The sequence below is a fragment of the Streptomyces aurantiacus genome (assembly GCF_027107535.1).
Classification (GTDB): domain Bacteria; phylum Actinomycetota; class Actinomycetes; order Streptomycetales; family Streptomycetaceae; genus Streptomyces.
In genome coordinates, this window is the sequence record NZ_CP114283.1 from 1401617 (window position 1) to 1414367 (window position 12751).

A 12751-nucleotide genomic window follows, 5' to 3' on the forward strand; every position below is an offset into this window, starting at 1 on the left:
CCCCCAAGGAGACCGAACCGTGAAGAGCGCCGTGGAGACCCTGAACCCGACCCGGGTTCGGCTCAGCATCGAGGTGCCCTTCGAGGAGCTCAAGGACAGCCTCGACGCGGCGTACAAGAAGATCAACCAGCAGGTCACGGTGAAGGGGTTCCGGAAGGGCAAGATTCCGGCGCGCGTCATCGACCAGCGGTTCGGCCGCGGTGCGGTTCTTGAGGAAGCGGTCAACGACGCGCTTCCGAAGTTCTACACCGACGCGGTCAACGAGGCCGAGCTGAACGTCCTCGGCCAGCCCGAGGTCGACATCACGGAGCTGAAGGACGGCGAGACGCTGAACTTCACCGCCGAGGTCGACGTCCGCCCGACCATCGAGATCCCGGACTACTCCGGCATCGAGGTCGAGGTCGACGCCGTCGAGGTCAGCGAAGAGGACATCGACAAGGCCGTCGAGGAGCTGCGTGAGCGCTTCGCCTCGACCGCTCCCGTCGAGCGTGCCGCCGAGGACGGTGACGTCGTCACCCTCGACCTGGAGGCCAAGGTCGACGGCGAGGTCCTGGAGGACGGTGTCGCGAGCGGCGTCTCCTACACCATCGGCTCCGGCGAGCTGCTGGACGGCATCGACGACGCCGTGAAGGGCGTGGAGGCCGGTGGCGAGGCCACCTTCGCCTCCGAGCTCAAGGGCGGCTCGGCAGCCGGCAAGGAGGCCGAGGTCACCGTCAAGGTCACCCAGGTCGCCAAGCGTGAGCTGCCCGAGCTGGACGACGACTTCGCGCAGCTCGCGTCGGAGTTCGACACCCTCGAGGAGCTCCGCGCGGACAGCCGCAAGCGTCTCGAGAACATGAAGCAGTACGACCAGGCCACGCAGGCCCAGGAGCGCGTCCTGGAGAAGCTGCTGGAGCTCGTCGAGGTGCCCGTCCCCGAGAAGCTCCTCGAGGACGAGATCAACACCCGCAAGCACAACCTGGAGCACCACCAGCTCGGCCAGATGGGCCTCGACCTCGAGAAGTACCTCGAGATCCAGGGCAAGACGGCCGAGGAGTTCGACACCGAGACCAAGGAAGCCGCGGTCAAGGGCATCAAGACGCAGTTCGTCCTGGACGAGCTCGTCAACAAGGAGAAGCTGAACGTCAACCAGGAGGAGCTCACCGAGCACCTCATGCGGCGGGCCGCCTCCTCCAATATGTCCCCCGACCAGTTCGCCCAGCAGGTCGTCGAGGGCGGCCAGGTTCCGTTGCTGGTCGGCGAGGTCGCCCGCGGCAAGGCCCTGGCCGTGGTCGTCGAGGCCGCCACCGTCAAGGACACGAACGGCGAGCTCGTGGACCTGGACGACGAGGACGAGGACGAGGTCTCCGCGGAGGCCTCTGCCGAGGGCTCGACCGAGGAAGCGGCCGAGAAGGCCACCGAGGCCGCCGACGCTCCGGCAGCCTCCCAGGAGAAGTCCGAGGCCTGATCGTCTCGCAGTACGTACTACGGGCCCTCAGGAATCGTCCTGGGGGCCCGTAGGGCCTTCCCGGGGGCGCGGAGAACCGCGCGAGCAACCCACGACGAGCCGCACCCGCCGATGGACCACCCGTGGCAGACGCGGCCGCGGCCCCGCGGGGGGCTGGGCGCGCAGTTCCCCACGCCCCCGGGAAGCCCGGGCTGAGCCCGGCGATTCCCTGCCCGACCAGCGGAGCGCATGCGCTCACAGCGAACAGTTCCTTCTCCGGGATTCCCCGGAGGGACCCGCGCGTTAGGGTCCATGAGTACGAGGGCAGGGGAGTCCCCGGAGCCGTCCGACACGGCACGCACACGGGGTCCCACGCCCCCAGCAGAAGACGTGTAGACGGCCCGGCGCCGTCGTAAGACGAGCAGGTGGATACGTGACGAATCTGATGCCCACAGCCGCCGGCGACCCCATCGGTGGTGGCCTCGGCGACCAGGTCTACAACCGGCTGCTCGGCGAGCGGATCATCTTCCTCGGCCAGGCGGTCGACGACGACATCGCCAACAAGATCACCGCACAGTTGCTGCTCCTTGCCTCCGACCCGGAGAAGGACATCTACCTCTACATCAACAGCCCCGGCGGCTCGATCACCGCCGGCATGGCGATCTACGACACCATGCAGTACATCAAGAACGATGTCGTGACGATCGCGATGGGCATGGCGGCCTCCATGGGCCAGTTCCTGCTGAGTGCGGGTACTCCGGGCAAGCGCTTCGCGCTGCCGAACGCGGAGATCCTGATCCACCAGCCCTCGGCCGGCCTCGCCGGTTCCGCGTCGGACATCAAGATCCACGCCGAGCGGCTGCTGCACACCAAGAAGCGGATGGCGGAGCTGACCTCGTTCCACACCGGCCAGACCGTGGAGCAGGTCACCCGCGACTCCGACCGGGACCGCTGGTTCGACCCGATCGAGGCCAAGGAGTACGGCCTCATCGACGACATCATGCCCACCGCTGCCGGAATGCCGGGCGGCGGCGGCACCGGAGCGGCGTAGGTCGGCGGTCCGCGCCCGTTCGCCCCTCCAGGCGCCGGGCGTGGGCCGACACCAGCCCCTCCGAGCCCACAGCCGACCGCCTCAGCCCTTATCAGGCTTTCCAGGAGACACAGTGAACGACTTCCCCGGCAGCGGCCTCTACGCCCGCGCGGAGGCCGAGTACACCGGCCCACGCGCGGAGTCCCGCTACGTCATCCCGCGCTTCGTCGAGCGCACCTCGCAGGGCGTCCGTGAGTACGACCCGTACGCGAAGCTCTTCGAGGAGCGCGTGATCTTCCTCGGCGTGCAGATCGACGACGCCTCCGCCAACGACGTCATGGCGCAGCTGCTGTGCCTGGAGTCGATGGACCCCGACCGCGACATCTCGGTCTACATCAACAGCCCCGGCGGCTCCTTCACGGCGCTCACCGCGATCTACGACACGATGCAGTTCGTGAAGCCGGACGTCCAGACGGTCTGCATGGGTCAGGCGGCCTCGGCCGCCGCGATCCTCCTCGCGGCCGGAACACCGGGCAAGCGCATGGCACTTCCGAACGCGCGCGTGCTGATCCACCAGCCCTACAGCGAGACCGGCCGCGGCCAGGTCTCGGACCTCGAGATCGCCGCCAACGAGATCCTCCGGATGCGCGGTCAGCTGGAAGACATGCTGGCCAAGCACTCGACGACGCCGATCGAGAAGATCCGCGAGGACATCGAGCGCGACAAGATCCTCACGGCCGAGGACGCGCTCGAGTACGGCCTGATCGACCAGATCATCTCGACCCGGAAGATGAACAACGCCTCGGTCGCGTGACGCATCGCTGTATCGTCAGCCGCTCCTTGACGCGGTTCACGACAAAGTGAACCGCGCCAAGGGGGGCCCGAACGGGGGGCCCGGCAAGGTACCGTCGGACATAAGGCAGCACCAGGAGCCGCTGGACCTAGGCGTCTCCCAGGCGAAGGGGAAGCACACCGTGGCACGCATCGGTGACGGCGGCGATCTGCTCAAGTGCTCGTTCTGTGGCAAGAGCCAGAAGCAGGTCAAGAAGCTCATCGCAGGCCCTGGTGTGTACATCTGCGACGAGTGCATCGATCTCTGCAACGAGATCATCGAGGAAGAGCTCGCGGAGACGAGCGAGGTGCGCTGGGAGGAACTTCCCAAGCCTCGTGAGATCTACGAGTTCCTCGAGGGGTACGTCGTAGGCCAGGAGTCCGCCAAGAAGGCCCTCTCGGTCGCGGTGTACAACCACTACAAGCGGGTCCAGGCCGGCGAGAACAGCACGGGGCAGAACCGTGAGGACGCCATCGAGCTGGCGAAGTCCAACATCCTCCTGCTCGGCCCCACGGGCTCCGGCAAGACGCTGCTGGCCCAGACCCTGGCCCGCATGCTGAACGTCCCGTTCGCCATCGCCGACGCGACGGCGCTCACGGAGGCCGGCTACGTCGGCGAGGACGTCGAGAACATCCTGCTGAAGCTGATCCAGGCAGCGGACTACGACGTCAAGAAGGCCGAGACGGGCATCATCTACATCGACGAGATCGACAAGGTGGCCCGTAAGAGCGAAAACCCGTCGATCACGCGTGACGTGTCCGGCGAGGGCGTCCAGCAGGCCCTGCTGAAGATCCTGGAGGGCACCACCGCCTCCGTCCCGCCGCAGGGCGGACGCAAGCACCCCCACCAGGAGTTCATCCAGATCGACACGACGAACGTCCTGTTCATCGTGGGCGGTGCCTTCGCGGGTCTGGAGAAGCTCGTCGAGTCCCGCGCGGGCGCCAAGGGCATCGGCTTCGGCGCGACGATCCGCTCCAAGAAGGAGCTGGAGGCGAAGGACCGCTTCGAGGACGTCATGCCCGAGGACCTGGTGAAGTTCGGCATGATCCCCGAGTTCATCGGCCGTCTGCCCGTCATCACGTCGGTCCACAACCTCGACCGCGAGGCCCTCCTCCAGATCCTGGTGGAGCCGCGCAACGCGCTGGTGAAGCAGTACCAGAAGTTGTTCGAACTCGACGGCGTGGAGCTGGACTTCGAGCGCGAGGCCCTCGAAGCCATCGCCGACCAGGCCATCCTCCGCCAGACCGGCGCGCGCGGCCTGCGCGCCATCATGGAAGAGGTCCTCCAGGCGGTGATGTACGAGGTCCCGTCCCGCAAGGACGTGGCCCGCGTGGTCATCACCTCGGAGGTGGTCCGCTCGAACGTGAACCCGACGCTGATCCCACGCGAGGCGCGGGGCCGCGGCCCGGGCGAGCAGAAGACGGCGTAGGATTTGCAACAACCGATGAAGTGCCCGGCGAATTTTCGCCGGGCACTTCTTTGCTGATCGCGGCATTCGCGAATGCCTGCCTTCCACGGTGCGATACTCAACTCGTCCCGCTCGGTGGCTTTCCGGACTGAACCTGCACTCTTCAGCCAATGCGGTGAAGCAGCAGGGTTGGCCCCGGCCAGGACGTGTCTGACCGAAGGGAACCCGCCCTCGGCGATCCGGGCACATCGGCGGCTGCAAGCCGGACTTGCTAATGCAGAGCCTGCTCCTCGGTCGCCAACCGCCGCAACAGGTTCACCTCATTTCCCGGCAAGGTGAAACTCACTCCAACCGCCCGAGGTGACTCGCACTACTGAAGGTTCCTGTCGGATCGGCGGTCAAGACGGGGAGCCGATCGACACACGCAAATGGCTCGAGCGTTGCAAGCGGAGATAAAACTGGAAGGGGGAGGTCACCTGTCCGCAGAGGCGCGGGCCAGCGATGTTGAATCCAGCCAGGTTGTGATCAGCAGAGGAAACGGGTCATGCCTGGAGGGCGTGACACAGCCTGGCGATTTTCATGCATTACCCCTGGTTGGCGGCCTACTTCTTTGAGTAACGTTGCGTATCAGGCACAGATGCGAGGCATCGTCAATTGAGCCAATTTCCCGTCTTGCTCTGGAATCGCACGTAACCCGCATGATCTGCTTGCCAGCAGCAAGGTCGATTCACCTTGTCGTGAGAAACGAAAGGTATAGACATGAAGCTTAAGCATATCGTGGCGTCATTGAGTGTGACTGCGGCGGCGGGGGTAATGCCGCTGGTGACAGCCACGGTGGCGCAGGCAGACCAAGTCGCTTGCGTCAACTATATAGCGAGCAAAGGCTACGTGGTCGGTCCCAAAGTGAGGGCTGCATGCAACTATGATGCTCTCACCAATCCGGGTAGATACCCCAATCCCTACTGTCTCCTTGGGCTCGCGCAAGCGGGGGTCAGTGGGGCGCATTCACAGCCAGCATGCACTCGCGCCTGATTGCAGTGAGAATGTGAAAGCCTGAGTAGCGCAGATTTTTATGCTGACGAGCGGCGATAGGGTGCTCAGCGAAATCGCTGAGCACCCTATCGCCGCTAGCAAGATGCGATTCTAGATCTTGACGCGGACCTCTTCGCGGACCTTGGCGGTGGTCTCGGCAACCTCCGAGGGAACCGAGCCCTTGCCCGCAGCGACATCGGAGAACTCCATGGGCATCACAAAGCCGAGAGTGCTGTGGTCGCCCCAGACGCAGTACGTCACGTTCATCTCTTTGGGCTCACCCGCGGCGCCGCCGCCGTTGTCCACCTTGGCCTCCTGGCACTTCAGGACGGCGCCCTCCAGCGAACTCGGCGTGTACGCCTTCGGGCTGCCGGTGAAGGTGACGTCCTCGTCCTTGGAGTCCTTCTTCATAAAGGCGAAGAACCCGTCGACGGCCTTCTCTGGGTCCTTGATGTCGCCGTACACACCGCCGAAGGAGATCATCTTGCCTGCCAGCGGGTTGTCCTTGTCTCCCGACTGGTAAGTGGCGCTCACGTCCTTGGGGTTCTTCACGCCCCAGGAAGCGGCGTCCTTCAGGTCCGACTTGGTCATGCCGTCCGAGGCGCCGTCGGCCTTCTTGTACTCGCCGAGCACCGTCGCCGGAGTCGTCAGCTTGTGCGGGCCGTCGTCCGCGACGTCCGAGGAGCCGCCGCTGCCGCTGCCGACGACGAAGTACGCGCCGACGGCTACGGCGGCCACGACCGCCACCGCGCCGATGATGAGGCCGGTCTTCTTCTTGCCCCCGCCGGGAGCCGGCGGCATCGGGGCACCGTACGGGGCGCCGGGAGGCTGCTGGCCGTACGGAGGCTGCTGGCCGTAGCCGGGCTGCTGCGGAGGAACCCCGGGAGGGGTCTGCTGCGGGTACCCGTAGCCCGGCTGCTGGCCGGGCGCCTGCTGCGGGTATCCGTAGCCGGGCTGGGGGGCCTGCGGCTGCTGGCCGTAAGGACCCGGCTGACCGTACGGTCCGGGCTGCTGGGGCTGCCCGCCGTACGGGCCCGGCTGGTTGTAGCTCATTCCTGGGTTCCCCTCCAGATGCTTATGTGTTCCGAACATCCTGACCCAAGGGACCGGCGGCCGGAGCATCGGGGCTCTCACCGTTACCAAGTAATCGAGTTTCAGAGCGAGCCTGTGACACCTCTAAACTGAGTGGGTGACCGACAACGCTCAGCAGCAGCCGCCAGCCAACACCCCCGAACTGCCGACCCAGTACGCGCCGGCCGAGGTAGAGGGGAAGCTGTACGAGCGCTGGGTCGAACGGGGTTACTTCACCGCCGACGCGAACAGCGACAAGCCTCCGTACACCATCGTCATCCCGCCGCCGAACGTCACCGGCAGCCTCCACCTGGGCCACGCCTTCCAGCACACGCTGATGGACGCGCTGACCAGGCGCAAGCGCATGCAGGGGTACGAGGCGCTGTGGCTGCCCGGCATGGACCACGCGGGTATCGCCACGCAGAACAAGGTCGAGCAGCAGCTCGCCGAGGAGGGCAAGTCGCGGCACGACCTCGGGCGCGAGGACTTCGTCGAGCGCGTCTGGCAGTGGAAGGAGGAGTACGGCGGCAAGATCCTGGGGCAGATGCGGCGCCTCGGCGACGGCGTCGACTGGGACCGCGAGCGGTTCACCATGGACGAAGGGCTGTCCAAGGCCGTCCAGACCATCTTCAAGAAGCTGTACGACGACGAGCTGATCTACCGCGCCGAGCGCATCATCAACTGGTGTCCCCGCTGTCTGACGGCCATCTCCGACATCGAGGTCGAGTACCAGGAGGACGACGGCGAGCTCGTCTCCATCAAGTACGGCGAGGGTGACGAGACGCTCGTCGTCGCCACCACCCGCGCCGAGACGATGCTCGGTGACACCGCCGTCGCCGTTCACCCCGACGACGAGCGCTACCGGCACCTCATCGGCAAGCGCATCAAGCTCCCGCTGACCGACCGCACCATCCCGGTCGTCGCGGACACGCACGTCGACCCCGAGTTCGGCACGGGTGCCGTCAAGGTCACCCCCGCCCACGACCCGAACGACTTCGCCATCGGCCGGCGCCACGGCCTGGAGTCGATCACCGTCATGGACGAGCGGGCGGTCATCACCGTCCACGGCCCCTTCCAGGGCCTCGACCGCTACGAGGCACGCAGCGCCATCGTCGGCGCGCTGCGCTCGCAGGGCCGGATCGTCGCCGAGAAGCGTCCGTACGTCCACAGCGTCGGGCACTGCTCGCGCTGCCGGACCACCATCGAGCCGCGGCAGTCCCTGCAGTGGTGGGTCAAGGTCGGCCCGCTCGCGCAGGCCGCCGGTGACGCGGTCCGCGACGGCCGGGTGAAGATCCACCCCGAGGACATGTCGAAGCGGTACTTCGACTGGGTCGACAACCTCAACGACTGGAACATCTCGCGTCAGCTGTGGTGGGGCCACCGGATCCCGATCTGGTACGGCCCGGACGGCGAGACGGTCTGCGTCGGCCCCGACGAGCAGCCGCCCGGCACGGAGGCCGAGGGATGGCGGCAGGACACCGACGTCCTCGACACGTGGTTCTCGTCCGGCCTGTGGCCGTTCTCCACGCTCGGCTGGCCCGAACAGACCCCGGACCTCAAGAAGTTCTACCCGACCGACGTCCTGCTCACCGGCCACGACATCATCTTCTTCTGGGTCGCCCGGATGATGATGTTCGGTCTGTACGCGATGGACGGCGAGGTCCCCTTCAAGACCATCGCCCTGACCGGTCTGGTCCGTGACGAGCGCGGCAAGAAGATGTCGAAGTCGTTCGGCAACGTCGTCGACCCGCTCGACTGGATGGACGCGTACGGCTCCGACGCCGTCCGCTTCACCCTGGCCCGTGGCGCCAACCCCGGTACGGACGTGCCGATCGGCGAGGACTGGGTCCAGGCGTCCCGCAACTTCGCCAACAAGATCTGGAACGCGACGCGGTTCGCCCTGATGAACGGCGCGACGGTCGAGGGGCCGCTTCCCGACCCGTCCGAGATGTCGGCGACGGACCGGTGGATCCTCTCCCGTCTCAACAAGACGGTCGCCGAAGTGGACGCCTTCTACGACGACTTCCAGTTCGCGAAGCTCTCCGACACTCTGTTCCACTTCGCGTGGGGTGAGGTCTTCGACTGGTACGTCGAGCTGTCGAAGACGACGTTCATGGCGGGCGGCCAGGCCGCGGAGGTCAGAAAGCGGGTCCTCGGCGAGGTCCTGGACGTCACGCTGCGGCTGCTGCACCCGGTCGTCCCGTTCGTCACGGAGACGCTCTGGACGACCCTCACGGGTGGCGAGTCGGTCGTGATCGCGGACTGGCCGAAGGACAGTGGCTTCCGCGACAGCGGCGCCGAGCGGGAGATCGAGGCGCTTCAGCAGGTCATCACGGAGGTCCGCCGCTTCCGTGCCGACCAGGGGCTGCAGCCCGGCCAGCGGGTCCCGGCCAGGCTGACCCTCGACGGGACCGCCCTCGCCCCGCACGAGGCGGCCATCCGTCAGCTGCTGCGTCTCCAGCCCGAGGGTGACGCCTTCACGGCGACGGCGACCCTGCCGGTCGCGGGCACGCAGGTCGCGCTCGACCTCTCGGGCACGATCGACGTGGCGGCCGAGCGCAAGCGCCTCGCGAAGGACCTCGCGGCGGCCGAGAAGGAGAAGGCCCAGGCGAACGCCAAGCTCGGCAACGAGGCGTTCCTCGCCAAGGCCCCGGACCAGGTCGTGGAGAAGATCCGCACGCGGCTCGCCAAGGCCGACGAGGACATCGCCCGTATCCAGGCCCAGCTGGCGGCGCTGCCGGAGGCGTAGCCGTCCGGGCGAGTGTGTGTACGCGCACCGAGGGCCCCGGAACCTGGTGGTTCCGGGGCCCTCGGTGCGCGTGGGGCTGCCGCCGGTGCGTTCCGGAGGGTGCGGGCCGGTGGGGGCTGGTCGCGCGGTTCCCCGCGCCCCTTGAGAGGGCCGCGCCCTCCGCAGGGGGCTGTCCGTGCGGCTCCGTAGACTGGGGGTGTGAGTGAGCTCCCGCACGACAGCAGTGAGTCCGACCCGTACGACGCCTCGGATCCGTTCGACGAGATCGTCGAGGCGGAGACGGAGCGCGATCCCGATCTCGCCGTGATCGAGGCCGGCAGCCGCACCCTGCGCACGCAGGGCGGGCCGCCGCAGTCCGACATCCCCGGGCGCCCGGGGAACCCGGAGACCGACAAGGCGCTGCGCGAGGTGGAGGCCGAGCTCGCCACACGGTGGGGCGAGACCAAGCTGGAGCCGTCCGTGAGCCGGATCGCCGCGCTCATGGACGTGCTCGGCGAGCCGCAGCGGGCGTACCCCTCGATCCACATCACGGGGACGAACGGCAAGACGTCCACGGCCCGCATGATCGAGGCGCTGCTCAGCGCCTTCGACCTGCGCACCGGGCGGTACACCTCGCCGCACGTCCAGTCGATCACCGAGCGGATCAGCCTGGACGGGGCGGCGATCTCCGCCGAGCGGTTCGTGGAGACGTACCGGGACATCCAGCCGTACGTCGAGATGGTCGACTCCCAGCAGGAGTTCCGCCTCTCCTTCTTCGAGGTGCTCACGGGCATGGCGTACGCGGCCTTCGCGGACACGCCCGTCGACGTGGCCGTCGTCGAGGTCGGGATGGGCGGAAACTGGGACGCCACGAACGTGATCGACGGCGATGTCGCCGTGGTGACCCCCATCGATCTGGACCACACGGACCGGCTCGGTACGACCCCGGGGGAGATCGCCACGGAGAAGGCCGGGATCGTCAAGCAGGACGCGACGGTGATCCTGGCCCAGCAGCCCGTCGACGCCGCCCAGGTGTTGCTCAAGAAGGCCGTCGAGGTCGATGCCACAGTCGCCCGCGAGGGGCTCGAGTTCGGCGTCGTGAGCCGCCAGGTCGCCGTCGGCGGGCAGCTGCTGACGCTCCGCGGTCTCGGCGGGGAGTACGAAGAGGTGTACATCCCGCTGCACGGGGCGTACCAGGCGCACAACGCGGCGGTGGCGCTCGCCGCCGTGGAGGCGTTCTTCGGCGTCGGGTCGCAGCGGCCGGAGCCGCTCGACATCGACACGGTCCGCAAGGCCTTCGCGGCGGTCGCCTCGCCGGGCAGGCTGGAGGTCGTGCGGCGGTCGCCGACCGTCGTCCTGGACGCCGCGCACAATCCGGCGGGTGCCCGGGCGACCGCCGAGGGGATCCGTGAGGTCTTCGACTTCAGCCGGTTGATCGGGATCGTCGGGGCGAGCGAGGACAAGAACGTACGAGGGCTGCTGGAGGCCTTCGAGCCGATCTTCACCGAGGTCGTGGTCACGCAGAACTCCAGCCATCGGGCGATGGACGCGGACGCGCTCGCCGCTGTCGCCGTCGAGGTGTTCGGGGAGGACCGCGTGCAGGTCGAGCCCCGGCTGGACGACGCGCTGGAGGCCGCGATCACGCTGGCCGAGGAAGAGGCCGAGTACGCGGGCGGTGGTGTCCTCGTGACCGGTTCCGTCATCACGGTCGGCGAGGCCCGGCTGCTGCTGGGGAGGGGCTGAACCGTGCGTACGCTCTGTGCTTCGACGCTGATCGGTGAGTTCTTCGTCATCGGGTTCGCCGGGCTCGTGGCGATGAAGGACCCCGACCTGTCCATGGCCACGGTCTGGACGGTGTGCGGGATCACGATGGTGCTGTGCCTGCTGCTGTGCGGGATGATCACGCGGCCGGGAGGCGTCCAGCTCGGCTGGGCCCTGCAGATCCTGCTGATCGCGAGCGGGTTCGTGGTGCCGGTGATGTTCTTCCTCGGTGCCGTCTTCGCCGCGCTGTGGTGGGCCTCGGTCCACTACGGGCGGAAGGTGGAGGAGGCGAAGGCGCGGTTCGCCGCGCAGGCTGAGGCCGGGGGTAACGCGGCATAGGGCTCGCCCCCGCCACTGCGGTCCTTCCCGCGTCGGCCCGTATACACCTGACGCTGCGTAACACACACCCGGACACGCCCTGTAGCCTCGTCATCCGCACATCTGTGACCTGAAGGAGCCACCACCGTGAGCCAGCGCACCCTCGTCCTTCTCAAGCCCGATGCGGTCCGTCGTGGCCTGACCGGCGAGATCATCAGCCGTATCGAGCGCAAGGCCGGCTGGCAGATCACCGCGCTGGAGCTGCGCACGCTGGACCAGGACACGCTGGAGCAGCACTACGGAGAGCACAAGGGCAAGCCCTTCTACGAGCCGCTGGTCGCCTTCATGGCCTCCGGCCCGGTCGTGGCGCTGGTCGTCACGGGCGAGCGTGTCATCGAGGGCGTACGGGCACTCGCGGGCCCGACCGACCCGATCGCCGCCGCCCCGGGCTCCATCCGTGGTGACTTCGGCGTGATCGTCCGGGAGAACCTGATCCACGCCTCCGACTCCGAGGAGTCGGCCGAGCGCGAGCTGAAGATCTTCTTCCCGGGCCTCGCGTAGCGGTCGCGGTGACACAGGCCGGGACTTCTCCGCTTCACGCGAATCGGAGCGGCCCCGGCCCACGGCGCGCCGTCGGCCGGGCGCATCACCCGAATGGCGACGACGCGTGTGCCGGCCCGGGACCCGTTTCCGGACGGCGCCGGCGAGTGACTCGCGCGGGGCTGTGCCGGAGGGCCGCTCCCCGCGCCACTGCCAGGGCTCGGCCGGGCAGGTCCTCGAGCTCCGCCCGGCAGGGCCGGCGCCGACAAGCGCCGAATTCCCCCCAGCGCCTCCTAGTGCCGGGCTGCCCCGCAGGTCATCCCGCGCCCGACGCGCCCGTACGACCCGGTCATGAAGCGGCTGTGCCGACCCTTGAGGGCCGCCCCACGGGGCCCCCGAGCGAGCCGATTCCGCCCCGGCCGGCCCTGAGCGCGGCCCGGTGTTCGACCGTACGGGGCTCACCCCTAGGCTGTACGAAAATCTTCTGAAGCCATGTCGGACAGGTAGGCGTCTGACCTGCGGTCTGCGCAGAATGGTGGCTGTCCGCTGGCATATGCGGTGCGATCGAGGGAACGCGTTCCCCCGATCGCCCGTCTCCACGAGCG

The 12751-nt window shown here is 67.8% G+C and carries 9 protein-coding genes; 8 read left to right on the forward strand and 1 reads right to left on the reverse strand.

The window, feature by feature from the left end:
* Positions 1-19 precede the first annotated feature (19 nt).
* The 4 genes from tig (at position 20) to clpX (ending at position 4717) form a co-directional block, all read left to right on the forward strand.
* Positions 20-1447: a trigger factor gene (tig, locus tag O1Q96_RS07925; protein ID WP_269247478.1), complete on the forward strand. Its 1428-nt coding sequence runs from the start codon at positions 20-22 to the stop codon at positions 1445-1447.
* Positions 1448-1871: 424 nt separating this feature from the next.
* Entirely contained in the window at positions 1872-2477 is a 606-nt protein-coding gene (locus O1Q96_RS07930; RefSeq protein ID WP_107016456.1) for an ATP-dependent Clp protease proteolytic subunit, read from the forward strand.
* 112 nt (positions 2478-2589) lie between these two features.
* Positions 2590-3270 carry an ATP-dependent Clp protease proteolytic subunit gene (locus O1Q96_RS07935; protein WP_269247479.1) on the forward strand — a complete coding sequence of 227 codons (681 nt, stop codon included), beginning with the start codon at positions 2590-2592 and terminating at the stop codon, positions 3268-3270.
* A gap of 160 nt (positions 3271-3430) precedes the next feature.
* Positions 3431-4717, forward strand: a complete 1287-nt coding sequence (clpX, locus tag O1Q96_RS07940; RefSeq protein WP_269247480.1) for an ATP-dependent Clp protease ATP-binding subunit ClpX — start codon at positions 3431-3433, stop codon at positions 4715-4717.
* Positions 4718-5839: 1122 nt separating this feature from the next.
* On the opposite strand, the gene O1Q96_RS07945 is transcribed toward clpX, so the two are convergent.
* Complete coding sequence (locus O1Q96_RS07945) at positions 5840-6781, reverse strand: hypothetical protein (protein WP_269247481.1); 942 nt, start codon at positions 6779-6781, stop codon at positions 5840-5842.
* A 136-nt stretch (positions 6782-6917) separates the two neighbouring features.
* Between O1Q96_RS07945 and O1Q96_RS07950 the strand changes: the two genes are divergently transcribed.
* From O1Q96_RS07950 to ndk, 4 genes are all read left to right on the forward strand, one after another.
* Positions 6918-9548 (forward strand): valine--tRNA ligase, encoded by a 2631-nt coding sequence (locus O1Q96_RS07950; RefSeq protein WP_269247482.1) that lies wholly within the window; start codon positions 6918-6920, stop codon positions 9546-9548.
* 198 nt (positions 9549-9746) lie between these two features.
* Complete coding sequence (folC, locus tag O1Q96_RS07955; RefSeq protein WP_269247483.1) at positions 9747-11270, forward strand: bifunctional tetrahydrofolate synthase/dihydrofolate synthase; 1524 nt, start codon at positions 9747-9749, stop codon at positions 11268-11270.
* A 3-nt stretch (positions 11271-11273) separates the two neighbouring features.
* Positions 11274-11627 carry a DUF4233 domain-containing protein gene (locus O1Q96_RS07960; RefSeq protein WP_269247484.1) on the forward strand — a complete coding sequence of 118 codons (354 nt, stop codon included), beginning with the start codon at positions 11274-11276 and terminating at the stop codon, positions 11625-11627.
* Positions 11628-11753: 126 nt separating this feature from the next.
* Positions 11754-12167: a nucleoside-diphosphate kinase gene (ndk, locus tag O1Q96_RS07965; protein WP_217459025.1), complete on the forward strand. Its 414-nt coding sequence runs from the start codon at positions 11754-11756 to the stop codon at positions 12165-12167.
* Positions 12168-12751: the final 584 nt, after the last annotated feature.

Coding starts and splice junctions, on each gene's coding strand:
- O1Q96_RS07930 (WP_107016456.1), top strand. CDS start 1,872: ATGCCCACAGCCGCCGGCGACCCCATCGGTGGTGGCCTCGGCGACCAG.
- O1Q96_RS07945 (WP_269247481.1), bottom strand. CDS start 6,781: ATGAGCTACAACCAGCCGGGCCCGTACGGCGGGCAGCCCCAGCAGCCC.